Origin of the sequence: Sphingobium sp. WCS2017Hpa-17, assembly GCF_031843765.1 — a bacterium.
GTDB lineage: Bacteria > Pseudomonadota > Alphaproteobacteria > Sphingomonadales > Sphingomonadaceae > Sphingobium.
Genome location: NZ_JAVTIV010000001.1, coordinates 394,928 through 418,003 on the forward strand (window position 1 = coordinate 394,928; position 23,076 = coordinate 418,003).

Below are 23,076 nucleotides of genomic sequence, written 5' to 3' on the forward strand. Positions count from 1 at the left end.
CGCATTTTGCGAGCCGTCATCTGTTCCAGATGACTTCAAAATGCTCTGGGCTATCCGTCGATCGTCACTGTCGAGGGATGGTGGCGATCGAGATGCTTGCGGATGATGCGCAGATTCTTGGTGTTCGATTTGTAGAGAAAGTCGAACAGGTCGCCGGCGAAGGGGATGGCGCCGATCACCGTATCCACGCCGACATTGGCGGCCATGCGGGTGATCTGCCATTTCGACATGCCCAGATTGCGGGCTTCCCACACGATCCATGCGCCCATGGCGGCGGTGGCGAGATCGCCGACGACCGGGACGAGGCCGACCAGACTGTCGAGGCCGACCCGATATTTGGTGCCGGGGATGACGAACAAGCCTTCCAGCACCGCCTCCATTGCCTCGATCCGGCGGCGGATGGATGCGGGGTCGCGGCCGAAGCCGGGTATGTCGCGCGCAATGCGATCGAACTGGTCCTGCGAAATCGCCATCTGTAGTGTCTCCTGATGCCCCTTAATTGGTGGTGCGGAAGAGATGGTTCAATGGGTGGCGCGCGCGGGCGGAGAGTTGGAAGCCGGTGAGTCGCTTTGATGCCAGCGACCAGCGGACTGGTGCGCCCAGCGGGATATAGCCATTATGCGCGACCATCTGCGCTTCGGCTTCGGCGATGCGGGCCATGCGTTCTTCCACCGTGCTGGCGAGGCTGGCGGCTTGCAACTGGGCGTCGGCGACGTCGCTGCAATGGATTTTGCGGGCGCAGCCGATACGGCCAAGATACCAGAGGGCGCTGTCATAGGCGGCGACTTCATCGACCAGACGCAAATCGGCATCGGCATTGAGGGCGACGCGCTGCACCGGCAGGCCGATGCCGGCGAGGTCGCGGCGTAACATGCCCAGCAGAAGGGTCGCGCCGGGGCCGGACGGCAGGGCGATGCGGAGCGGCGTTGGCGGGCCGTTGTCGGCGCGCCAGCGGGTGATGCTGGCTGCGGCCTGCGCGCGGCGCTGGTCGAGTGGAAGGGCCGACCAGGCGGGATCGGTGGGCGGTCGGCCGAGGTCCATCTGGTCAGGGAGAAGGCGTTCGCTGGTGGCCCAGCCGCCCAGCGGGAAAAGGGCGGGCAACTGGCTGCGGTCGATGCTCATGTTGATCGCCGCGCGGATGGCGGGATCGTCCAGCAGCTTGCCCCGGCCAGTGACGGCCAGGCCGAGCAGGCCGCTGACCGGATCGACCCGCACAGTGTCGCGGTCGATGCCGGCCGGGACCAGCAGTGGCAAGTCGGTGAAGCGGCCGCCAAGGACCAGGTCGGCATCCCGTTCCCGAAAGCGGATGATCGCCAGCGCGGCGCGTTCGGCGCGCAGTACGCGCGTCTGCCACGGCGGGATCGGTTCGTCCGCCGCATCGTCGCCGGTGGAACGGTCGATCGGGGTCAGGACCAGCGCATTGCCGCGCACCGCCCGGCGATAGGGACCGGTGCCGCCATCGCGGGACAGGACGGCCATTTGCGGCTGGGCCAGCATTTGCAGCACATAGGGGCGCGGCGCGGCGAGGCGGATTTCGATCACTTCGCCGGTCATCGGCACCACGGCCTGCACCGCGTCTAGCGGACCGTCCGGGTCGAGGCGGCGCAGCGATTCGATTCGCGCCATCAGCATGCGGGCGACATCGGGCGCGGTGACGCGCGTGCCATTGGCCCAGAAGGCGCGACGCAGGCGGAAGATATAGCTGCGCCCGTCATCCTCCACGATCCAGCGCTGGGCCAGCGCCGGCAGGATTTCTCCGCCGGCGTCGAAGGCGACCAGACCCTGCGCCGTCGACTCCAGATAGAGTTTGGCGCCGGGGTCGGGCAGGTTGGGCAAGGGCTTGGCGAAATCGTCGCGGCCGCCCACGACGCTGACGACGACGGGGTCGCGCCCTTCATCCGAACAGCCGCTGGCCAGCAGGGACAGGAGCGCGCCGGCGATCAGGGGCAGGCGACGACGAGGCCGGGGCGGGGCGTGGGAGGCGAACATGCTGGCCAGTGGCTTAGAGCATTTTCCGGTCCGGTGGAAACATCCGGCGACGAAGAAGAGGCGGTAAAATCAGCATTTGACCCTGTCGTCCTTTGGTCGCCTTATATATTTTTGGATGAGAGGGACGATCATGGCGAAACGGGCATGGGGTGTGATGGCGGCTGGCCTGATGGCAGCCGGGGCGATGCTGCATGACACGGCCATGGCGCAAACCGACGCGCAGGCGCAGGCGCTGGGGGAATGTATGGTGCTGAAATCCACGGGGGCCGACCGGCTGGTGGTGGCGCGCTGGTTCCTGACGGCGCTCGCGTCCGCCCCCCAGGCCGCAGGCGTCGCAACCCTGACGCCGGGCAAGAAGGAGGAATTCGACAAGGGGATGGCGACGATCTTCACGCGGTTGATGGCGGTCGATTGCGCCGACGAGGCGCGCCCGCTGTTCAAGGCCAAGGATGAGGCGGGCTTTCGCGTCGCGGGTGAGGCGCTGGGGCGGGTGGCGATGGAGGAATTGCTGAACAATCCGCAGGCCGGTGCGGCGTTGAGCGCTTATGCCAAATATCTGAAACAGGAAGAGTTTAAGAATGTCCTGCCCTGATGCGAGCGGCCATGCGCCACCACGCTGCCGCTGTCATCAAAGTGAAATACAAGCGTCATTTTAGGTTCATGCAAATGACATAGCCGTCCGCCCCGTCAACAGGGGAGCTGACGAGTGATGGTATCGAAAATCCAGGGTGCGGCATTAATGGCGGGCCTGATCGCGTTGGCGCCCGAGGCCGCGCAGGCGCAAAGCAATGCCGAATTGCAGCGCCAGATCGATGCCCTCAAGGCGCAGGTCGAGGCGCTGACCAGCGCGCTGGCCGCCGGCAAGGGCGCGAGCGCACCGGCGGCGGTGCCGGCTCCGTCCGTCGGCTCCGCAGCGATGGCTACCCCGGCGACCGGCAGTGCGCCGACCGTGCTGGCCGCGGCCCCCGTTCCATCCCCCGTGGCCAGTCCCACGGCTCAGTCGCCCGCCAAGTCCAAGGCCTGGTATGAGAAGCTGTCGCTGCGCGGTTATACCCAGATGCGCTACAATGCTTTCCTGTCGGGCGACGATACCGCGCCGGCGGGTGTGTCGCGCCTGCGATCGGTGCATGACAGTTCTATCTCCGATCGGGGCGGCTTCTCGCTGCGCCGGGCGCGGCTGGTGTTGCAGGGGGACGTGTCCGATCGCGTGTCGCTTTATCTCCAGTCCGATTTCGCGACGGCGGTGAACAATCAGGCCGGCAGCGAGCGGCGCGAGGGCTTTGCCCAGTTGCGCGATGCCTATGCCGATGTGTTCCTGGACAAGGGCAAGAGCCTGCGCCTGCGTTTCGGCCAGTCCAAGGTGCCGTTCGGTTGGGAGAATATGCAGTCATCCTCCAACCGGCTGACGCTCGATCGCAGCGACGCGATCAACAGCGCGGTGCCCAGCGAGCGCGATCTGGGCGTCGTCGGCTATTACACACCGCCATCGGTGCAGAAAATCTGGGACCGGCTGGGGCATGACGGACAAAAGCTGTTCGGCAATTATGGCGCCTTTGGCGTCGGCGTCTTCAACGGGCAGGGCACCAACCGGACCGAGCAGAATCGCGGGCTGATGAAGGTGGCCTTTGCGACCTGGCCGTTCGAGCTGGATGGCTTGGGCGGCGCCTTTGAAGGGCAAGTGGTCGAGGTCGGCGGATCGGCGATGCTGAACGATGTGCAGCCTGAATTGCGCAGCGGGGCGGTCAGTAGCGTCGCCTATAAGGATAATCGCGTCGGCGTGCATGCCATGCTCTATCCGCAGCCCTTCGGCATTCAGGCAGAATGGAATTGGGGCAAGGGGCCGGAGTTCGACCGGGATACGCAGTTGATCGATACGAAGAAGCTGAACGGCGGCTATGTCCAGATGATGTATCGCCTGCCGACGGAGACGGTCGGTGCGTTGATGCCCTATGGCCGTTGGCAACATTATCGCGGTGGATGGAAGGGCAGCACCAGCGCCCCGCGTCTGGAAACCGATGAGTTCGAGATGGGCGTCGAATGGCAGCCCTGGAAAGCGCTGGAAGTCACCATCGCCTATGCCCGGATGAAGCGCGCCGAGGCCGACGAACGCCGCACGGGGCGCGCGGAAGGCGATTTGATCCGTACGCAGGTGCAGTGGAATTATTGAGGGGTTAGGGTGCCGGGGCGGTAATTCTGGGGGTGGATGGCTGATTTGGGTGGGAAGGGGACGTTCCCCCCCCCCCGCCTGCGGGAGGGGCAGCGAGACTTGCGCGCGCAGCGCGTTAGTCGCAGCGGGGTGGGCTGTCGCAACGTCCAGCCCACCCCCTAGCCCCCTCCCGTCAACGGGAGGGGGGACATGCCCACTTCTGGTCGTAAGCCGCCATATCCCTAAACGGTGAAGCCTGACTCACCACCCGGCCCAAAAGCCCCATCGCAATCAGACACAAAAAAGGCGGCAACCCGAAGGTGCCGCCTCTTTGTCCGGCTGGACCGGATCGGTTCGCCCCGAAGCATGACGCTTCAGGGCAAGTCCGATTACTTCAGCTCGACGGTCGCGCCGGCTTCTTCCAGCTGCTTCTTCAGCTTTTCGGCTTCGTCCTTGGCAACGCCTTCCTTGACAGCCTTGGGAGCACCTTCGACCAGAGCCTTGGCTTCGGTCAGGCCCAGGCCGGTGATGGCGCGGACTTCCTTGATGACGTTGATCTTCTTGCCACCGTCGCCGGTCAGGATCACGTCGAATTCGGTCTGCTCTTCAGCAGCCGGTGCAGCGGCGGCAGCGGCCGGGCCGGCAACGGCGACGGCAGCAGCGGCGCTAACGCCCCACTTTTCTTCCAGAGCCTTCGACAGTTCGGCGGCTTCGAGGACGGTGAGGGCCGAGAGCTGGTCGACCAGAGCGTTGATGTCTGCCATGATATATTTCCTTTTTTGGGGCGAAATGCCCCGTCAGATGAGGGTCAAAAAATCGGTTCCGGAACGGCTCAGGCCGCTTCCTTCTCCGCATAGGCGTTGAAGACGCGCGCAAGCTGCGCAGCCGGTGCCTGGGTGACGGTTGCGAGCTTGGTAGCCGGGGCGACCAGAAGGCCGACCAGCTTCGCACGCAGTTCATCCAGCGACGGCATCGATGCGAGCGCCTTGACGCCCTCCGCATCGAGCAGCACTTCACCCATCGCGCCGCCAACGATCTCAAGCTTGTCGTTGGTCTTGGCGAAATCGATCGCAACCTTGGCGGCTGCAACCGGGTCGACCGAGGTGGCCAGACCAACCGGGCCGGTGAGCAGGTCGCTCAGGCCGGTGTAGCTGGTGCCATCAAGGGCGATACGGGCGAGGCGGTTCTTCGTAACCTTGTAGGACGCACCGGCTTCGCGCATCTTCTGGCGCAGGACAGTCGACTGGGCGACGGTCATGCCGAGGTTGCGGGTCACGACGACCACGCCAACTTCTGCCAGTTCTGCGTTCAGCGCGGAAACGACCTCAGCTTTCTGATTACGATCCATGCCATTACTCCACTTCATGTTCGCTTCGCCTGAACAGCCAAGCGAACGGCTAAACCCACGCCTGACGGCATGGGGCACTAAGTCCGAAGGGGAGAGATCGACTGGCCTATTCTCAAAAGGAAACAGGCAGACCCGAATCGGGTGCATAACCCGTCCGGTAAGAACTTTTCCCCGTCTAGGCTGGAGATTAAGAAGGGCAGATTCCCTTCACCAACTGTCTCGGACGGAAGATCGACGGGGTTGGCCCGCCGATCTGCTGGCGCGCCATTAGGGGAAAGGGGGCGGAATGTCACGCGGAAAAATCGAAGGAGAAGAGCCTTAGTGCTTTTCATATTTCCAGTTGCGGCCTTTGCTTTCGGCGATCCATTCGACCGCCTGAGCGACGCGCCTGTCGCGGGTGGCGTCGGTCTTCGCTTCGCTGATCCATTCGGCATAGTCGCGGATCTTGCCGGGCGGGAAGCTGGACCAGATGGCGGCGGCAGTGGGGTTGGTTGCGATGGCGGTGGTGAGCGCCGGGGGGATGGGGAGCGGTTCGCGGGGCAAGCGGTCGGCCATGCGGGGCGGCTTCGCGCCGATGTCGATCATGGCGACGGCTTTGGTCAGCAGGGCGCGCAGTTCGTCGTCGGTGGGGAGGTCGGCCAGACTGGTGAGTTTGCCGAGATGGCCCATGCCTTCGCGCGGATTTTCGTCTTCGCTGTACCAGAGGTTGACCGAGGCATGATTTTTGAACGCGGCCATGGAGGCGAGATTCTTGGTCCGGTAGAGAAAATGGGGGAAGCCCCATTTGATCGCTTCGGTCACGTCCGGGTAAGCGGCGTGGACGAGCGCGCGGACATGGGTGAGGATCGGGCGGGCGAAGTCGGCCTGGGCGGCGATATAGGCGTCGACCTCGGCTTCGACGGTCATCTTGCGTCCTCCCCCTCATCCAACTTCGCCTAAGCGGCTGCGCCGCCAAGGCTTCGTATCCTTCTCCCCCTGGGGGAGAAGGTTATGGTCTGTGTTTTGCCGTCAGCAGATAGTTGATCGCGGTGTTCGCGGACAAAGTGAAGCCACGCCCCGGATCGAAGCTGAGGCCGATGCTGTCGGTGACGTCCAACCCGGCCTGCTCCAGCAGTGCGGTCAGTTCTTCGGGCGTGATGAATTTGTGCCAGTCATGCGTGCCCTTGGGGATGCCGCCGACGCTTTCGCCGATGGTGATCATGGCGAGGCGGGAAAGCGGCGTGCGGTTGGGGGTGGAGAGGATCATCAGGCCGTCGGGGGCGAGTTTGCTCGCCAGTGCACGCACGAAGGCGGCGGGGTCGGCGACATGCTCGATCACTTCCATCGAGGTGACGAGGTCGAAGCCGCTGTCGGCCATGTCTTCCACCGGGGTGGCGCGATAGTCGATGTCGAGCGCTTGCCCTGTGGCATGGCCCTGCGCGGCGGCGATATTTTCAGGGGCGGCGTCGAGGCCGGTGACGCTGGCGCCGAGGCGGGCGAGCGGTTCGGCAAGCAGGCCCGCGCCGCAGCCGACGTCGAGCGCGCGTTTGCCGGTGAGCGGGCGGAAGGCCTGCGCGTCGCCCGACCAGTGGCGGTCGATCGCGGCGCGGATATAGCGCAGGCGCACCGGGTTCAGCTTGTGCAGCATTGCGCTGGACCCTGTGGGATCCCACCAGTCGGCGGCCATGGTGCCGAAATGGGCGGCTTCCTTCGGGTCGATGGTGGCGGTGACGGTTTCGATTGTCATGCATGGCTTCTAGCAGGGCAGGAAGCGCAGGCCAATGTCGGGCCTATCTCTTTGAAGCGAAAAGGCCGCGCAGCAGGGGATGTCGCGAAGGGGGCGGCAAGCGGCAGGATTGCTTGCCATATGCGCCCGCGCTGCTAATAGGAGCGCCGTTTAGCCCTTTTGGGATATTTTCTTTCACAATAACGGACAGGTTCGACAAGCAAATGGCGCGCATCGTGATGAAATTCGGCGGCACCTCCATGGCGGGGATGGAGCGAATTCGTAACGTGGCGGCGCGCGTCAAACATGTCGTCGAACAGGGGCATGAAGTCGCCGTCGTCGTGTCGGCCATGGCGGGCGAGACGGACCGGCTGGTCGGTTTCTGCAAGGAAGCGTCCGCCCTTTATGATCCGGCCGAATATGATGTCGTGGTTGCGGCCGGCGAGCAGATCACCAGCGGCTTGCTGGCGATGACGCTGAAGGCGCTGGGCGTAGATGCGCGCAGCTGGCTGGGCTGGCAATTGCCGATCCGCACGATCGAGGCGCATGCCAAGGCGCGGGTGAGCGACATCGACACGCTGGACCTGCTGGCGTCGATGCGGTCGGGCACCGTGGCGGTGATCCCCGGTTTCCAGGGCATGATGGCCGATGGCCGCGTGTCGACGCTGGGCCGGGGCGGTTCGGACACGTCGGCGGTCGCGGTGGCCGCCGCGATCAAGGCCGATCGCTGCGACATCTATACCGACGTCGATGGCGTATACACCACCGACCCGCGCATCGTCGCCCGCGCGCGCAAGCTGAACCTCGTCACCTATGAGGAAATGCTGGAGCTGGCCTCGGTCGGCGCCAAGGTGTTGCAGACGCGCTCAGTCGGCCTCGCGATGAAGGAAGGCGTGGTCGTGCAGGTGCTTTCCTCCTTCGATGATCCCACCCAGACCGATCTGCCCGGTACGCTGATCGTCAGCGACGCGGAACTGGAAGCCAAGCTCAAGGAAGACAAGATGGAACGTCAACTCATCACCGGCATCGCCCATGACAAGAATGAGGCGAAGATCATCGTGACGCGCGTGCCCGACAAGCCGGGTGCGGTCGCCAGCATCTTCACCCCGCTGGCCGACGCCGCAATCAATGTCGACATGATCATCCAGAATGACAGCAAGGACACGGAAGAGACGGACGTCACCTTCACCGTGCCGCGCGCGGACCTGGCCCGCAGCGTCGACATATTGGAAGCGCGTCAGGCCGAGATCGGCTTTCGCCGGATCATCACCGACACCGAAGTCGCCAAGATCAGCGTCGTGGGTGTGGGGATGCGCAGCCATGCCGGCGTCGCCGCAACCATGTTCAAGACGCTGGCCGAGCGCGGCATCAATATCGAAGCGATTTCGACGAGCGAGATCAAGGTTTCGGTGCTGATCGACGAGGATGAGACGGAACTGGCGGTGCGTGTGTTGCACACGGCTTATGGGCTGGACGCGCCGATCGCTTGATTTTCTGCCTCTCCCCGGTCAGGGGAGAGATAAGGATAGGTGAGGGCATGTTTCGGCACGCCCCCACCCCAACCCCTCCCCTGAAGGGGAGGGGCTTTTTGTGTTTATTGAGGTTAGACCATGACTCACGCCAAGCTCACTTCCCTGATGGCCCGCGGCACCGAATTTTTCGGGTGCGAGACGGCGATTCTGTGCGGGGCGATGAGCTGGGTCAGTGAGCGCAATCTGGTGGCGGCGATTTCCAATGCCGGCGGGTTCGGCGTGATCGCCTGCGGCGCGATGACGCCCGAATTGCTGGATGCGGAGATTGTCGCGACCAAGGCGCTGACGAGCAAGCCGTTCGGCGTGAACCTGATCACCATGCACCCGTTGCTGTTCGACCTGATCGAGGTGTGCGCGAAGCATGATGTCGGCCATGTCGTGCTGGCCGGCGGCCTGCCGCCCAAGGGCAGCATCGAGGCGATCAAGGCCAAAGGCGCCAAGCTGATCTGCTTCGCACCGGCATTGGCGCTGGCCAAGAAGCTGGTGCGGTCGGGCGTGGACGCGCTGGTGGTGGAAGGCATGGAAGCGGGCGGCCATATCGGTCCGGTCGCGACCAGTGTGCTGGCGCAGGAAATATTGCCGGAAATGGCGGAGCAGGTCCCCGTGTTCGTGGCGGGCGGTATCGGGCGGGGCGAGGCGATCGCCGCCTATCTGGAAATGGGTGCGGCGGGCGTGCAACTGGGCACGCGCTTTGCCTGCGCGAGCGAGAGCATCGCGCACCCCAATTTCAAGAAGGCGTTTTTCCGCGCGTCTGCCCGCGACGCGATCGCCAGCGTGCAGATCGACCCGCGCCTGCCGGTCATCCCGGTGCGCGCGCTCAAAAATGCCGGCACCGAAGCTTTCACCGCCAAACAGCGCGAAGTCGCCAACCTGCTGGACAGCGGCGCGGTGGACATGATGGAAGCGCAGTTGCAGATCGAACATTATTGGGCCGGCGCGCTGCGCAAGGCAGTGATCGACGGCGATGTCGAGGGCGGTTCGCTGATGGCGGGCCAGTCGGTCGGCATGGTGACGAAGGAAGAGCCGGTCGCGGATATCATCGCGCAACTGATGGCGCAGGCTGCCGAGGCGCTGGAACGGCGAGTCGCTTAAAGGGTTGCGGTGAGTCGCGGGTTAGGCATATTCGTCCCAGCCCCATGACCGGCATGACCGGTGCCTATCGTCCTGCCGGAGAATTTGATGTTGTCTTCGCGCCTTACCGGCCGTCTTTCCCTTGTCTCGCTGGCCGTGCTGGCGGCCTGTTCGACGCCACCGCCGCCGCCGCCGCCCACCCCGCCGCCGGCCGTGGTGCCGACCGTGCGCCCGGTGCCGCCATCGGGCGCGGCCGCGGGGATGAGCATCCCGGAAAAGGGCGAAGACGGCAAATATCTGACCGCCAATCGCGGCGTCACATCCAATACCGCGCTGTGGCATATCCGCATGGCGCTGAACGTCGCGGCGCTCAATTGCGACAAATATGGACCGACCGCGCGGCTGCAATATAATCAGATATTGGCGCTACATAAGACGACGCTGAACAGCGCCAACGCGGCGGTCGATCGCAATTACAGCGTGGCCTATGGCAGTTCGGGCATGGCGTCGCGCGAGCGGCTGAACACGGTCGTCTATAATTTCTTCGCGCTGCCGCCGGTGATCAAGACTTTCTGCCCGGTCGCGGTGACGGTGGGGCAGAAGATCATCGCCATGCCCTCCTCGCAATTGCTGGAGGAGGCGCCTGCGTTGCTGGCCGAGCTGGAAAAGCCGTTCCAGGATTTTTACGAGGCCTATGCCGATTATCTGCGGCGGCTGGCCGAATGGCAGTCACGCTTCGGCGCGACGGTGACGGTCGTGGTGTCGCCCACGCCGCTGCCGCCGCCCCCGATACCGCCGGGCGAAGCACCGCCCAAGGGGTGGACGCCAAGCTACAAAAGTTCGCTGGAGGCGATGTCGCCTGCACCTGCGGCGGGGACGGTGCCTGCGCCGTCAGCGGTGACGCCGTCCGGACCGCCCGCGCCTGCGCGCACGTTGCCAGACAATAGCGCCCCCAAGTTGATCGTGCAGCCCGTGCCGACGACGTCGGGCGAGTAGCCAGCTGCACATGCCCGTTCGCCCTGAGCGAAGTCGAAGGCCCTTCGCTGCGCTCAGTTGAGGGCTTCGACTTCGCTCAGCCCGAACGGATGCAGGCTAATCAATCCCGCGCGTCGAAACTGGCGCGCGCGGCTTCCACCGTTTCCAGATTGCGCTCGGCCCAGACCCAGACGCCGCAGAACGCAGCGCTCAGGCTGTTGCCGAGCGGGGTCAGCGCATAGTCTACGCGCGGCGGGACCACCGGATGGACCGTACGGGTGAGCAGGCCGTCGCGCTCCATCTGGCGCAGCGTCTGGGTCAGCATCTTCTGGCTGATCCCTTCCACCTGTCGGCCGATTTCGGTGAAGCGCAGCGTGCCCTTCGCCTCCAGTTCCTCCAGCACCAGCAGCGTCCATTTGTCGGCGATGCGGCCAATGAGGTCGTTGACGAGTCGCTCGATGCGCGGGTCGATATCGGTCGGCGGCTCATGCGCGAGATAATGCTCAGCCTGCGCAATATCGGCGGCGGCGAAGCGGGATTGCAGCGGATTTGCCATTTCTCACCTTTGGGTAACTACAGCACTTTTCGGTGCCTACTTTCCAAAAGAGAGCATAGAGCTAAATTGCCCTTCAAGCCAATTGAAAGGAGGCCCACCATGCAATCCACAGGCAACACCATCCTCATCACCGGCGGCGGGTCGGGCATCGGCGCGGCGCTGGCGCATGAATTTCATGCAGCTGGCAATCAGGTCATCATCGCCGGACGGCGGCAGGCAGCTCTGGACGCAGTCGTGGCCGATCATCCGGGCATGGCGGCGGTGACGCTGGACATGGAAGATCCGGCGGCGATTAAGGCTTTTGCGGAGAAGCTGGTCGCGGATTTCCCGGCGCTCAACGCCGTACTGCTCAATGCCGGGATCATGGTGGCGGAGGAGAAGATCGACCTTGCCATCGCGGAGGCCACGGTCGCGACCAATCTGCTGGGTCCGATCCGGCTGGCCCATGCGCTGTTGCCGCATCTGGAGGCGCAGGCGGCGTCGACGATCCTGACTGTGTCGTCGGGGCTGGCCTTCGTCCCGCTGGTGGCGACGCCGACCTATAGCGCGACCAAAGCGGCGATCCATGGCTGGTCGCTGGCGATGCGGGAGCAGTTGAAGGCGACCAGCGTAGAGGTGGTGGAGATCGTGCCGCCGGGCGTGCAGACCGACCTGATGCCCGGCCACGCGGAGAATGAGCAGATGATGAAGTTGGCCGACTTTATCAGCGAAACGATGGCGCTGTTGAGGCAGCAGCCGACCCCGGCGGAAATCCATGTTGAGCGGGTGAAATATCTGAGCGAGGCTACGAAGCGCGGGGAGTTTGCGCAGGTGTTCGGGATGCTGAACGGGGCGCATTGAGCGAGCGCTACGCGCCTTAATTCCCAACATCCATTGGCCCTGCGCTTGTCGAAGAGCCGTTCTTTTCTTAAGTAGGGAATGGGCTTCGACAGGCTCAGCCCAAACGGGTTTTTAGGTGATAAGCGAGGCCACGTCCTCCACCCTTGCGGGTTTGAAGTCCGGGACGGCCCGGCTCTCTTTTGGAAGGAGAGCCGTCATGGCCTGGGTCTATCTCTTTATCGCCGGTGTGCTGGAAATCGTCTGGGCCTTTGCGATGAAACAATCGCATGGGTTCAGCCGGCTGGTGCCCAGCCTCATTACGTTGGGCGCGATGGTCGCGAGTTTCGGGCTGCTGTCGCTGGCGATGCGCAGCCTGCCCTTGGGTACGGCCTATATGATCTGGACCGGGATCGGGGCGCTCGGCGCGTTCGCGGTCGGCGTCGCCTTTTTGGGCGAGGGGATCAGTGCCGCGCGGCTGGTCGCGGCGGGGCTGATCCTCGCCGGGCTGGTGCTTATGAAGCTGTCGGCGCAGGGCTGACCATATCGGGTGCCTTCGGGGGCAGGGGGAAAAGGGTGGCGAAGCGGTTCGCCAGCGCCTTGTCCCCCTCGATTATCAGCGCCACATCGGCGTAGCACGCGCCGCCATAGATTACCGCGACCAGCATGTTCTGGTCACCACTGATGATGGTGTCCGCCCCGGCGGCTTCGCTCCGGTCGATCTGGAAGTCGCCGTCCTTGAGGGTGGCGCGAAATTCCTCTTCGCCGAAGCGGAAGCCGATGGTGGCATTCAGGTCACCGATGCGGTGGCGGTCGATCATCGTGCGCATCGACAGGATGACCGATACCTGGCTCATCGGCTTGCCTGGCTGCATTGTGGGGGAGCGGCAGGCCCAGCGGCCCAGTACCTGAAACAAGATTTCCGATTCGCGGCCCCAGTCGGTCAGTTCGTAAATCTGGCTGGCGGCGGGCGGGGGCAGGCGGCGGCGGATGAGGATGCTGGCGGCCTCCAGTTCTTCCAGCCGCTGCGTCAGCACATTGGCGCTGATTCCGGGCAGGCCGGCGCGCAGGTCGGTGAAACGCTTTGGCCCCAGCATCAGTTCGCGCATGATCGGCATCGCCCAGCGATCACCGATCATGTCCAGAGCATGGGCGACGGCGCATCCGTCCTGATAGGCGCGTTTTCTTGCGGTCTGACTCATTAGTTATCTTTTCTAACTTAAACGTTGCAGAAAATAATCATTGGGCGCACAAAGCGCAAGCGGTGAGTCGCCCGAAGATGCGATCGCCGGGAAAATTCAGAGGAGAAGCGTGATGTCGAATGAACCCGCTCCGAAGATGATTTTCGTCAATTTGCCAGTCAGAGATTTGCCCGCTGCCATCGCTTTTTATGAAGCGGTGGGTGCGGTGCCGAACCGGGATTTCGCCGACGAGAATGCGCAGATGCTGACATTTTCCGAGACGATCCATGTGATGCTGCTGACCCATGACCGGTTCCGCAGCTTTACGCCGCGTGCCATTCCCGATGCGCATGCAACCGCGCAGATGCTGTTGTGTTTGAGCGAGACGAGCCGCGATGCGGTGAACGCGACGGTGGACAAGGCGCTGGCTGCGGGGGGCAGTGAGCCCAACCCCCGGCAGGATCATGGCTTCATGTTCGGCCGCAATTTCGCCGATCTGGACGGCCATATCTGGGAAGTGATGTGGATGGATATGGAAGCCATGATGGCGGCCGGCCAGACCGCCGAAGCATAAGAGTTCGTTTGGGAAATGCGCGAAAGAGCGCATTTTGATGCGGTGCCGGCCCGCTCTCCCACCCGGCCACCCATCAGAATACCATGTCTGGGCGGTCGGGTGGGGGAGTGGGCTGGTGCGGATGCGCCCATGGCGCATTTCCAAAACGAAGAGGAGAGAGACAATGGCCTATATGGACGGTTTCGTGATCCCGGTGCCCAAGGGCAACAAGGAACGCTATCGCGAGGTTGCGGCCTATGCCGCGCCCATTTTCATTGAACATGGTGCGCTGCGCGTGGTGGAATGTTGGGCGAACGACGTGAAGGTCGGTAAGACCAACGATTTCCGGACCGCGGTGATCGCGGAGGAGGATGAGGAGGTCGTCTTTTCCTGGATCGAATGGCCCGACAAGGAAACCCGCGATGCTGGGGCTGAAAAGGTCATGAAGGATGAACGCATGCAGCCCAAGGAGGGTGAGGACATGCCGTTCAGCGGCGCGCGGCTGATCTATGGCGGGTTCGAGGTTTTGCTGGACGCGAAGGCCTGAACTTCCTGCCCTGACCTCCATGCAAGGAGACGGACAATGACGGACTTTACCGGCAAATTCTTCTGGTACGAACTGATGACCAGCGATCCGCAGGCGGCGCTGGCTTTTTATGGCGATGTGCTGGGGTGGACGTCGCAGCCTTTCGGTGGCGAGCGGACGGACGATCCTTATCATGTGATGTCGGGCAGCGCGGGCGCGGTCGGCGGGGTCATGGCGATCCCGGCTGAAGCGAAGGACTGCGGCATGACACCCTGGTGGGGCGGCTATATGGGATCGGCGGATGTCGACACGGATGCGGAGCGACTGAGCGCGGCGGGCGGCAGGGTGATGCGCCCGGCCGAGGACATAGCGGGCGTCGGGCGCTTTGCGGTGATGGCCGATCCGGGTGGGGCGGTGTTCATGCTGCTCAAGGGATCGAGCGACGAGGGAATGGAGGCGGCGCCGGCGATGGCGCCGGGCCATGTCGGCTGGCATGAACTCTATGCCGGGGACTTTGACGCAGATCTGACCTTCTACACCGGCCAGTTCGGATGGACGACCGGGGACGCCATGGATATGGGCGAAATGGGCAGTTATCAGCTGGTATCCCAGACCGGCGGCAGCGATTTTCAGGATATGACCGGCGGCATCATGCCATGCCCGAAGGAAATGCCGCGACCGGTGTGGCTGTTCTATTTTGTCGTGGGTGACATCGACGCGGCGGTGGAGAAGGTGAAGGCTGGCGGCGGCACGGTGCTGAACGGGCCGATGGAGGTGCCGGGTGGTGGCTGGATCATTCAGGCAACCGATCCGCAAGGCGCGATGTTTGCGCTGGTGGGTATGAAGGGGGCGGCGTGATGGACAAGATCACCCCCTGCCTCTGGTTCGATGGCAATGCCCAGGAGGCGGCGCAATTCTACGTGTCCGTCTTTGGCGGGTCGATCGACCATGTCAGCTACTATCCGCAGGACAATCCGTCGCCATCGCCGTTGCCGGGCGGGAGCGTGCTGCTGGTCGAATTCACTCTGTTCGGGCAAAGCTATCAGGCGCTGAATGGCGGGCCGCAATTCACCTTTGACGAGGCGATATCGCTGTCCGTGGCGTGCGAGGATCAGGCGGAACTGGACCGGCATTTCGACGCGCTGACCGCCGATGGTGGCAAGGATGGGCCGTGCGGTTGGGTCACGGACAAATATGGCCTGTGCTGGCAGTTGGTGACGCGGCAGATCATGGACAATTATCGGACCGACGACCGTGAGGGCATAGCACGGATGATGGGGGTGATGATGACCATGCGGAAGCTGGATACCGCCGCTATGCAGGCGGCCTTCGAAGGGAAAGCGACATGAGCAGCGCCGAACATGAATTGTCCGTCACCTGCCACATCGCCGCGCCGCGGGAGATATGCTGGAAGGTCTGGGTAGACCTGAAGGACGAATGGTTTTGCCCCAAGCCCTGGCGGGCGGAAGTGATCGAACAGGATTTGCGCCCCGGCGGGCGGAGCTCGGTGCAGATGTTCGGGCCGAATGGCGAAGAGACGGGGCCGATGGAGGGCGTGTTCCTGGAGGTGGTGCCGAACGAACTGGCGGTGACGACGGACGCCTATGCGTCGGGATGGATACCGCAAACGGCGTTCATCACGGCGGTATGGCGGTTCGAGGATGAGGGGGAGGGCACGCGCTTCACCGCGACCGCGCGCCATTGGGATGCGGAGGCCAAGGCGCGGCATGAGGCAATGGGATTCCATCCGGGTTGGGACCAGATGATGGAGCAGTTTAAGGCGCTGAGCGAGATATCTGCCGCGAGTGCTTAGGACCGTCGCTATTCCGCCCAGGCGGGCCTGCAAAGCGCGCTTTTCTGCGTTCCGGTGCTCACGTACTTAAGTACGCTGCGCTCCGTTACTCGAAAATCACGCTTTTCGGCTCCACCTGAACGAAATGGCGATCGGCCCTATTTGTTCTAAATTCTCCACTTTCAGGGGATGATCGGTCATTTCGCCTTCGCCACTTCCACGGCGTAGATGGCGGGCTTGCCCTCCACATTGGCGCGGTAGACCAGCCATTTGCCGTCGGGCGTGAAATGCTGGTTGGGTTCCAGCGTATAATCATGTTTCGACAGGTCGGCGAGGCGCTGGGTTTCCAGATCGCCGGCTGCGATCAGTCGTTCGCCGTCCAGCGTGTCGGGCACGCGCGGGTTGGGATCGGCGCGGGGGCGGAAGAGGCTGATATATTTGCCGTCGTCATTGCCGTCGCCGGAGAAGAGGCGGTTGTCGGGCGAGGAGCTGTAATGATAGCTGCCTTGCCCTTCGCCCAATTTATACCAGATCCGCTTGCCGCTCACCACGTCGAGGCTGGCGAGCCAGCGCACGCCCATCGGCTGGATGAGGTCGTACCAGATGGTGCGGCCGTCGGGCGCCCAATATTCATGACCGGCAATCTCGCCCTGAAAGGTGCGTTGATGCACTTTCGTCTTGGCTGACCCATCGGTGCGGATGGTCCAGATGCGGTCGACCTTCTGCCACGGGCCTTCATGGCAATAAGAGAGCAAGGTCGGATCGGAGGGGGAGAAGAGGACGTGGTTCAGCCAGTCGTTCGACTGGGTGACGGTCTTTCGCTCGCCGGTGCGGATGTCGATGGTGAAGATTTCCATCGGCACGCCGGCGGCGAGGCGCTTTGCCATCCATTGTTCCTTGGCGACCGCGAAGGGCAGGGGCTTTCCATCCGGGCCGTTGGCGGCATAGGTGGGGGAGCCGGTTTTCGGATCGCGATTGCCCTGCGCGGCGATGGCGGTGGGCGGTGGAGCGAGTTCGCGATGGCCGGCGAGCAGCGTGTCGTCGGCATTGATCGACGCGATGCGGCCGCCGGGCAGGTCGGCGATGCGGCGGCGCTTGCCGGTGTCGAGATCGACCGACCAGATGGTGGAGGCGGCTTCGTTGCCGATGGGGCTGGTGCTGTAATAGGCGATGGGCGCGCGGTTGCCGACGAAGAGCAGGCGGTCGATCTTTTCCTTCAGGACAAGGCGGGTGGTCCAGTTGGCGGTGTCGGCGACGCGGATGCCCTCTGGCGTCAGATAGATCATCCGCTTCCCGTCCGGGGTGAACGGGTTATAGTTGAAATAGAGGCCGTAATTGCCGGGACGGTCATCGACGCGGACGATGCGGTGGCCGGTGGTGGGGTCTGTCCAACTGGCGGGTTTGGGCGCAGGCGAGGCCGCGACCAGCAGCGGCAGGAATCCTATCAGAGCCAGCCCTTTTCCACGCATTATCGTCTCCACATGTCCATTTTATGGAACGTGGTAACGCATGGTGAAAATTTAGGCAATCGGGTCAGGGGGCGTAAGCCTTTCTATTCTGCCGCGATGACGAAATGAGACAGGTTCATTTTGTTTTATGTCAGGGGGCCTTGTTCCAATCCGCGACCTTGGCCTTCGTGTCGGCCAGCATCGCGTCGAGGGCGGCGCGGTCGTAGCTTTTGCCGCGCATGACGACGGTGGCGATGGCGCGGGTCGCCGCGATATCCTGCAACGGATTGCGGTCGAGCAGGACGAGGTCGGCGGCCTTGCCGGTCTCCACGCTGCCATAGCGGTCGAGCTGGCCGAACCAGGCCGGGCCGGCGCGGGTGGCGGCGGAGAGCGCCTGGGCCGGGGTGAGGCCCTGTTTCACGAACAGGGAGAGTTCGTCGTGCAGGCCGATGCCCGGATAGTTGAAGCTGTTGAGGAAGCCTGCGTCGGTGCCGGCGATGATCGTGACGCCGGCCTTTTGCAGCAGCGGCAATATGGCAGCCATGCGTTCGAAATGGTCGTGGCGCGCCTGTATCGCGGCGGCATCGGCGCCTGCCGCGCGCTGGATGCGCCAGTCATAGGTCTTGCGCAGTTTCGGCCCGATATAGGCGAGATAGGGATCGTTCGCGTGGGTGTCGCGATCAAGATAGGTGAGGATGCGGCTGCCGTTGAGGGTCGGGGTGACGAACACATTCTTCGCGGCGAAATTGTGATAGGCGGCCATGGCGGTGTCGGTGTCGAAGCCGGTATCGAGCCGGCGATTGGCCTCCGCCCGGTCGATGCGGCCGGCGGCGAAATCGGCGGCGATGGCGGCTTCGTCCTTCACGCCCGCCTTATAGGCATAGTCGAGATGCTCGATCGAACTGATGCCGGCGTCTACTGCTTGTCCGACGGTCAGCGCCATCGGGATATGGCCCGAACTGCGCAGGCCATGCGCCTTCGCCTGCGCTACGGCGTAGAGGAACAGGTCTGGCTTCAAGGTGCTGTCGGTGATCTTCACGAAGTCGACATGGTCACGCTGTTGCAGGCGGGTGATGGCGGCGTCCACATCGGTCTTGCTGCCGACCTCGATCGTGCCCTTCCACACGGGCGCGATCCCTTCGATCTTGGCGCCGGAGGTGAGGAGGCGCGGGCCGAACAGGCTGCCGCTAGCGATATCGTGGCGCCATGTCAGCACGCTGTCGGGCAGGTCGCCCGAACAGTCGCGGATGGTGGTGATGCCATGGGCGACATAGAGGGGGAGGAGCGCCTTATTCTCCTCGATCAGATCCGGGCCGCCGCCGAAATGGACGTGCATGTCCCAGAGGGCGGGGATGAGGAAGCGGCCCTTGCCCTCGATCATGCCGGCGGCTTGCCAATCTTTGGCAATGGCCTTGTCCGGGCCGACCGCGACGATATCCGGACCGCGCAGAACTACCGCCTGATCGGGGTTGGCGCGGCCATGCTCGACGTCGATGACGGAGACGTGGCGGATGATCATGTCGCCCTGCTGCTGGGCAGCGAGCGCAGGAGAAGCGATGAGGGCAATCAGGGGCAGGGTGGTGGCCAGCAGGGTCTTCATCGTCGGTCCGCGCTCCAGAGGGGAAAGGCGGTTTTAGCGGGTCGACCATCATGCGCAAATTAGATGTTGGAATGAATAGCATGCAGATTGATAATGGCGTGCATGTTCGATCCTCGCCTGCTGCGCAGCCTTGTCGCTATTGCCGATAGTGGCAATTTTACCCATGCGGCCGAGCGGCTGAACATGACCCAGTCGACCATCAGCCAGCAGATCGGCCGGCTGGAGGCGATGGCGGGGCACCGGCTGGTCGACCGATCGGCGCGGCCGGTATGCCTGACCGCGATGGGCGAGCGGCTGATCGGTCATGCCCGGCGGATATTGTTGCTGAATGAGGATGCCGCGCTGCTGCTGTGCGATCCGGCGGGGACGGCGGCGATCTCCATCGGCCTGCCGGAGGATCTGGCGACCGGGGCGATGGCGGAAGCGTTCGCGGGTTTTGCGCGGGCGCATCGACATGTACGGCTGGATGCAACGACGGGGTTGAGCCGCGATCTGGCGCAGCGATATCGGCAGGGGGAGTTCGATATCGTGATCGTGAAGGAGGCTGTGGCCGGGGCGGATTGTCGCGCGAGCTTTGCCGAGCCGTTGGGCTGGTTCGCGGCGGCGGAGGGTGACGCGGTGGAGGAGGAGGCGCTGCCGCTGGTCTGCTTTCCGGCCGGTGGCCTGTATCGCGAGGCGATGTTCGCGCAGCTGGAGCGGGAGGGGCGGCGCTGGTTCGTCGCCTTTTCGGGGAGCAGCCTGCAAAGCGTGGTGGCGGCGGTCGAAGCCGGAGTAGGCGTGTCGCTGCTGCCGCTGGCGGGCGTGGGCGGGGCGGCGGTGGTGCGGCGGCACGATCTGGGCGGGGTCGAGCCGATGCTGGTGTCGCTCTATGCGCGGGAGGGCGACGGGCCACTGGCGGATCTGGGGCGGGTGATGATCGCGGTGCTGGCGGCGCGGGCGGGGTGAGGTGCGACCAGAAGCAGCCCTTCCTTCTCCCTAGGCGGAGTTGGATGAGGGAGGCAAGTTCAGCCTATTCTCGCGAGGCTGCTTCCCCCTCACCCAGCTTCGCCTAGGCAGCAAGCTGCCAAGTCTGCGCAGCCCTCTCCCCCGTGGGGGAGAGGGATAAGAGAGAGCGGCATTTCCCCTCCACCACCGCCTGCGGCGGCGGTCCCCCTCCTCAAGCGAGCTTGGGGAGGATAAAAAAGGCGCCCGGTTGCCCGGACGCCTTTCTGCGTGCCTATGGGAGGCTCAGCCTTTTAGGCCTTGTAGGCCTTGTCCACGGCGGCGCGGAACTTGGCCATGTCGTCGGCGGAACCGACGGTCACGCGCGAAACGTTGGGCCAGATCGGCCAGTTGCGGCCGATCTGTACCTTTTCAGGCGTGGCGAGCAGGGCGGCCTGCATCTCCTTGGCCGGCTTCTTCCAGTTGACCATGAACATGTTCGCCTGGCTGCCGGGCTGCACTTCGATGCCCTTCTTGGTCAGCCATGCGATGGTTTCGTCGCGGTTGGCGATCATTTCGTTGCGGCGCGCCTTGATGAGGGCGGCTTCCTTGTAGACCGCATTGCCGCAGTGCATGGCGGTGATGGCGAGCCCGCCAGCCGACGGGCCGAAGAGCGAGATGCGCTTCTGCACTTCGGGGTCGGCGAAGGTGAGGCCGAGGCGCACGCCGGCCATGCCGAACAGCTTCGAGAAGGTCCGCATGACAATGATGTCCTTGCGGTTGCCGATCAGCGAAGCGGCGCTGGGGGCTTCGGAGAAGTGGATATAGGCTTCGTCCACCAGCAGCATGGCGTCGGCCGGCTTGTTGTCCAGCAGCCATTTGATGTCGGCCAGCGGGGTGATGGTGCCGGTCGGGTTGTTAGGCGTGCAGATATAATAAAGGCCTGCGTTCGGATTGGCGGCCAGCATCGCCTTCACGTCATGACCCTTGCCGATCGCCTGGGGCGCCTTGGCAATGGGGGCCTTCATGTAATCGGCGGTGCGCCAGGCGGATTCGAAGGTCGGGTCGGCGGTGACCAGGCCCTTGGTCGGGGAGCAATAGGCCGCCACGATGCTGACCAGCGGGCCGCCCGAACCGGGCCAGGGCATGACCTGCGCTTCAGGGATGCCTTCGACAGCGGCGACGGTGGTGATCAGGTCGCCCTTATAATTGTCCGGATCATACCAGTTGCCGAACGAGGCGGCTTCGGCGGCGGCCTGAACGCCCGAGGGGAAGGGGCCGGTCCAGCATTCGTTGGAGCCGATACGCACCGCGCCCTTGACGCCGCGTGCGGCCTGCTGCTGCGCCATTGCGCTGCCGCCGAGCAGCGAGCTGGCGGCGACGCCGGCGCCCAGCAATGCGGCGACTTCGCCCAGCTGGCGGCGCGAATAGCCGCGTTCTATCAGGTCGTCCTGCGCGTCCTTGTTCAGCATCATGGTCATGTCGTCTGTCCCCTTGTTCTGCAAACAATCTGGTCATGGGGAAAGACGAAAGGGCGGCGCATTTCCGCAATGCGCCGAGCGTCTTTTTAGCAATTTTCCTGCGGAAAATTAGACGGCACCGGCCCGCTCCCCCACCCGGCCACCCATATGATACTGCCGTTGGGTGGCCGGGTGGGGGAGCGGGCCGGTGCTGCTTTAAAAGTGCGCCCTTTCGCGCATTTTTCAGATGACGTCGTTATGCTTTCCATACCTTGTCGACGGCGGCGTTGAAGGCTTCCATTTCCGCCATCGAGCCGACCGACACGCGCGAGACGGTGGGCCAGATCGGCCAGTTGCGGCCGATCTGGACATTGGCGGCGAGCAGGGCGGCCTGCATGTCCTTGGCCGACTTCTTGCCCCAGTCGACCATGAACATGTTCGCCTGGCTGCCGGGGATGACCTTGATCCCCTTGGCCTTGAGATGGCTCACCGATTTTTCGCGGGCGGCGTTCATTTCGGCGCGGCGCGCCTTGATGAGGTCGGCCTGCGCGACCGAGACGGTGCCGCAGGCCACGGCGGTCATCGGCAGCATCGCCGTCACCTGCCCGCCGTCATAGCGCATCATCTTTTCCATGAGCGTAGGCGAGGCGAAGGTAAGGCCGAGGCGCATGCCGGCCATGCCGAACAGTTTGGAGAATGTGCGCAGGATGAGCACGTCGTCGCGGGTGGCGGCGAGTTTGGCGGCGTTGGGGCCGTCGACCCAGTGGATATAGGCTTCGTCCACGACCAGGATCGAATCCTTGGGCTTGTTGTTGGCCAGCCATTCGATGTCGGCGACCGGGGTGACGGTGCCGGTCGGGTTGTTGGGCGAACAGATATAATAGACGCCGGCATTGGGATCGGCCGCCAGCATCGCCTTTACGTCATGGGCGTAATCCCTGGTCAGTGGCACTTTCTTGACCGGGGCGCCGATCCAGGCGGCAGTGCGCCAGATGGCTTCATAGGTCGGGTCGGCGGTGACGATGCCGCGCGTGGGCGAGGCATAGGCGACGGCGACGCGGCTCAGGGGATCGGACGAACCGGGCCATGCAGTGACGCGGTCGGCGGGAATGCCCTCCACCGCGGCGACGGCGTCGAACAGCTTCTGATGCTCATTGTCCGGTTCGTAGCGATTGCCTTCCGTTACCAGCTTGAACGCGGCGTCGGCGGCGACGGGGAAGGGGCCGGTCCAGCATTCGTTGGCGCCGATGCGGACCGCGCCCGCGACGGGCTTGGCCGCCTGCTGCGCGGCAGCGCCGGTGACGCGGATGGCGGCAGCGCCAGCGCCGAGTAGCGCCGCGACCTTCGCCATCTGGCGGCGCGAATAGCCGCGCGCGATCAGATCCTGTTCCATTGCCGGTTCGATGTGCTTCGCCATGATCCCTCTTCTCCCTGCGTGCCCGCGCGCGGGCCTTCAG

25 protein-coding genes are annotated in these 23,076 nt (G+C 64.0%); 13 read left to right on the forward strand and 12 right to left on the reverse strand.

Going from position 1 to position 23,076, the window contains the following annotated elements; genetic code table 11:
• Positions 1–50: 50 nt before the first annotated feature.
• Both RQH62_RS01810 and RQH62_RS01815 read right to left on the reverse strand, forming a co-directional pair.
• Entirely contained in the window at positions 51–473 is a 423-nt protein-coding gene (locus RQH62_RS01810; RefSeq protein WP_311267027.1) for a DUF4112 domain-containing protein, read from the reverse strand.
• A 22-nt stretch (positions 474–495) separates the two neighbouring features.
• On the reverse strand, positions 496–1,989 hold the full coding sequence (locus tag RQH62_RS01815; RefSeq protein ID WP_311267028.1) for an ABC transporter substrate-binding protein: 1,494 nt from the start codon (positions 1,987–1,989) through the stop codon (positions 496–498).
• Between the two features lie 130 nt (positions 1,990–2,119).
• Between RQH62_RS01815 and RQH62_RS01820 the strand changes: the two genes are divergently transcribed.
• Complete coding sequence (locus RQH62_RS01820; protein ID WP_311267029.1) at positions 2,120–2,581, forward strand: hypothetical protein; 462 nt, start codon at positions 2,120–2,122, stop codon at positions 2,579–2,581.
• 147 nt (positions 2,582–2,728) lie between these two features.
• The gene (locus RQH62_RS01825) at positions 2,729–4,156 is read left to right on the forward strand and encodes a porin (RefSeq protein WP_405053512.1); all 1,428 of its coding nucleotides are present in this window, start codon (positions 2,729–2,731) and stop codon (positions 4,154–4,156) included.
• A gap of 368 nt (positions 4,157–4,524) precedes the next feature.
• On the opposite strand, the gene rplL is transcribed toward RQH62_RS01825, so the two are convergent.
• From rplL to ubiG, 4 genes are all read right to left on the reverse strand, one after another.
• Positions 4,525–4,899 carry a 50S ribosomal protein L7/L12 gene (gene rplL / locus RQH62_RS01830; RefSeq protein ID WP_311267031.1) on the reverse strand — a complete coding sequence of 125 codons (375 nt, stop codon included), beginning with the start codon at positions 4,897–4,899 and terminating at the stop codon, positions 4,525–4,527.
• Between the two features lie 68 nt (positions 4,900–4,967).
• Positions 4,968–5,483 (reverse strand): 50S ribosomal protein L10, encoded by a 516-nt coding sequence (gene rplJ / locus RQH62_RS01835; protein ID WP_093083929.1) that lies wholly within the window; start codon positions 5,481–5,483, stop codon positions 4,968–4,970.
• A gap of 318 nt (positions 5,484–5,801) precedes the next feature.
• A complete protein-coding gene (locus tag RQH62_RS01840; RefSeq protein WP_311267032.1) occupies positions 5,802–6,389 on the reverse strand; it encodes a YdeI/OmpD-associated family protein in 588 nt (195 codons plus the stop codon).
• Positions 6,390–6,471: 82 nt separating this feature from the next.
• Positions 6,472–7,209 (reverse strand): bifunctional 2-polyprenyl-6-hydroxyphenol methylase/3-demethylubiquinol 3-O-methyltransferase UbiG, encoded by a 738-nt coding sequence (gene ubiG, locus RQH62_RS01845; RefSeq protein ID WP_311267033.1) that lies wholly within the window; start codon positions 7,207–7,209, stop codon positions 6,472–6,474.
• Positions 7,210–7,412: 203 nt separating this feature from the next.
• Here ubiG and RQH62_RS01850 point away from each other — a divergent pair, with 203 nt between their 5' ends.
• The 3 genes from RQH62_RS01850 to RQH62_RS01860 all read left to right on the forward strand — a co-directional run bounded on the left by RQH62_RS01850 (position 7,413) and on the right by RQH62_RS01860 (position 10,787).
• A complete protein-coding gene (locus RQH62_RS01850) occupies positions 7,413–8,678 on the forward strand; it encodes an aspartate kinase (protein ID WP_311267034.1) in 1,266 nt (421 codons plus the stop codon).
• Between the two features lie 120 nt (positions 8,679–8,798).
• On the forward strand, positions 8,799–9,812 hold the full coding sequence (locus RQH62_RS01855; protein WP_311267035.1) for a nitronate monooxygenase: 1,014 nt from the start codon (positions 8,799–8,801) through the stop codon (positions 9,810–9,812).
• Between the two features lie 87 nt (positions 9,813–9,899).
• A complete protein-coding gene (locus tag RQH62_RS01860) occupies positions 9,900–10,787 on the forward strand; it encodes a hypothetical protein (RefSeq protein ID WP_311267036.1) in 888 nt (295 codons plus the stop codon).
• 100 nt (positions 10,788–10,887) lie between these two features.
• Here the strand turns inward: RQH62_RS01860 and RQH62_RS01865 are convergent, their stop codons facing one another.
• Complete coding sequence (locus RQH62_RS01865) at positions 10,888–11,322, reverse strand: helix-turn-helix domain-containing protein (protein ID WP_311267037.1); 435 nt, start codon at positions 11,320–11,322, stop codon at positions 10,888–10,890.
• Positions 11,323–11,421: 99 nt separating this feature from the next.
• Between RQH62_RS01865 and RQH62_RS01870 the strand changes: the two genes are divergently transcribed.
• Together RQH62_RS01870 and RQH62_RS01875 are read left to right on the forward strand one after the other, a co-directional pair.
• The gene (locus RQH62_RS01870; protein WP_311267038.1) at positions 11,422–12,162 is read left to right on the forward strand and encodes an SDR family oxidoreductase; all 741 of its coding nucleotides are present in this window, start codon (positions 11,422–11,424) and stop codon (positions 12,160–12,162) included.
• Between the two features lie 196 nt (positions 12,163–12,358).
• The gene (locus tag RQH62_RS01875) at positions 12,359–12,679 is read left to right on the forward strand and encodes an SMR family transporter (protein ID WP_311267039.1); all 321 of its coding nucleotides are present in this window, start codon (positions 12,359–12,361) and stop codon (positions 12,677–12,679) included.
• On the opposite strand, the gene RQH62_RS01880 is transcribed toward RQH62_RS01875, so the two are convergent.
• A complete protein-coding gene (locus tag RQH62_RS01880) occupies positions 12,654–13,340 on the reverse strand; it encodes a winged helix-turn-helix transcriptional regulator (RefSeq protein ID WP_311267040.1) in 687 nt (228 codons plus the stop codon). The two genes, RQH62_RS01875 and RQH62_RS01880, sit on opposite strands and share 26 nt — an antisense overlap.
• A 112-nt stretch (positions 13,341–13,452) precedes the next feature.
• Between RQH62_RS01880 and RQH62_RS01885 the strand changes: the two genes are divergently transcribed.
• From RQH62_RS01885 to RQH62_RS01905, 5 genes are all read left to right on the forward strand, one after another.
• Entirely contained in the window at positions 13,453–13,893 is a 441-nt protein-coding gene (locus RQH62_RS01885; RefSeq protein WP_311267041.1) for a VOC family protein, read from the forward strand.
• Positions 13,894–14,056: 163 nt separating this feature from the next.
• Positions 14,057–14,419 carry a DUF1428 domain-containing protein gene (locus RQH62_RS01890; protein ID WP_311267042.1) on the forward strand — a complete coding sequence of 121 codons (363 nt, stop codon included), beginning with the start codon at positions 14,057–14,059 and terminating at the stop codon, positions 14,417–14,419.
• Positions 14,420–14,455: 36 nt separating this feature from the next.
• Entirely contained in the window at positions 14,456–15,256 is an 801-nt protein-coding gene (locus RQH62_RS01895) for a VOC family protein (RefSeq protein ID WP_311267043.1), read from the forward strand.
• Positions 15,256–15,747, forward strand: coding sequence for a VOC family protein (locus RQH62_RS01900; RefSeq protein ID WP_311267044.1), 492 nt, complete (start codon positions 15,256–15,258; stop codon positions 15,745–15,747). Before RQH62_RS01895 ends, RQH62_RS01900 begins: the two co-directional genes overlap by 1 nt.
• A complete protein-coding gene (locus RQH62_RS01905) occupies positions 15,744–16,211 on the forward strand; it encodes an SRPBCC domain-containing protein (protein ID WP_311267045.1) in 468 nt (155 codons plus the stop codon). Before RQH62_RS01900 ends, RQH62_RS01905 begins: the two co-directional genes overlap by 4 nt.
• A gap of 176 nt (positions 16,212–16,387) precedes the next feature.
• Here RQH62_RS01905 and RQH62_RS01910 read toward each other — a convergent pair whose 3' ends face one another.
• Together RQH62_RS01910 and RQH62_RS01915 are read right to left on the reverse strand one after the other, a co-directional pair.
• Positions 16,388–17,638 carry an oligogalacturonate lyase family protein gene (locus tag RQH62_RS01910; protein ID WP_311267501.1) on the reverse strand — a complete coding sequence of 417 codons (1,251 nt, stop codon included), beginning with the start codon at positions 17,636–17,638 and terminating at the stop codon, positions 16,388–16,390.
• A 151-nt stretch (positions 17,639–17,789) separates the two neighbouring features.
• Positions 17,790–19,238: an amidohydrolase family protein gene (locus tag RQH62_RS01915; RefSeq protein WP_311267046.1), complete on the reverse strand. Its 1,449-nt coding sequence runs from the start codon at positions 19,236–19,238 to the stop codon at positions 17,790–17,792.
• A 102-nt stretch (positions 19,239–19,340) separates the two neighbouring features.
• Here RQH62_RS01915 and RQH62_RS01920 point away from each other — a divergent pair, with 102 nt between their 5' ends.
• Positions 19,341–20,183 carry a LysR substrate-binding domain-containing protein gene (locus tag RQH62_RS01920; protein WP_311267047.1) on the forward strand — a complete coding sequence of 281 codons (843 nt, stop codon included), beginning with the start codon at positions 19,341–19,343 and terminating at the stop codon, positions 20,181–20,183.
• A gap of 290 nt (positions 20,184–20,473) precedes the next feature.
• Here RQH62_RS01920 and RQH62_RS01925 read toward each other — a convergent pair whose 3' ends face one another.
• Both RQH62_RS01925 and RQH62_RS01930 read right to left on the reverse strand, forming a co-directional pair.
• A complete protein-coding gene (locus RQH62_RS01925; protein WP_311267048.1) occupies positions 20,474–21,640 on the reverse strand; it encodes a pyridoxal phosphate-dependent aminotransferase in 1,167 nt (388 codons plus the stop codon).
• 235 nt (positions 21,641–21,875) lie between these two features.
• On the reverse strand, positions 21,876–23,036 hold the full coding sequence (locus tag RQH62_RS01930; RefSeq protein ID WP_311267049.1) for a pyridoxal phosphate-dependent aminotransferase: 1,161 nt from the start codon (positions 23,034–23,036) through the stop codon (positions 21,876–21,878).
• Positions 23,037–23,076: the final 40 nt, after the last annotated feature.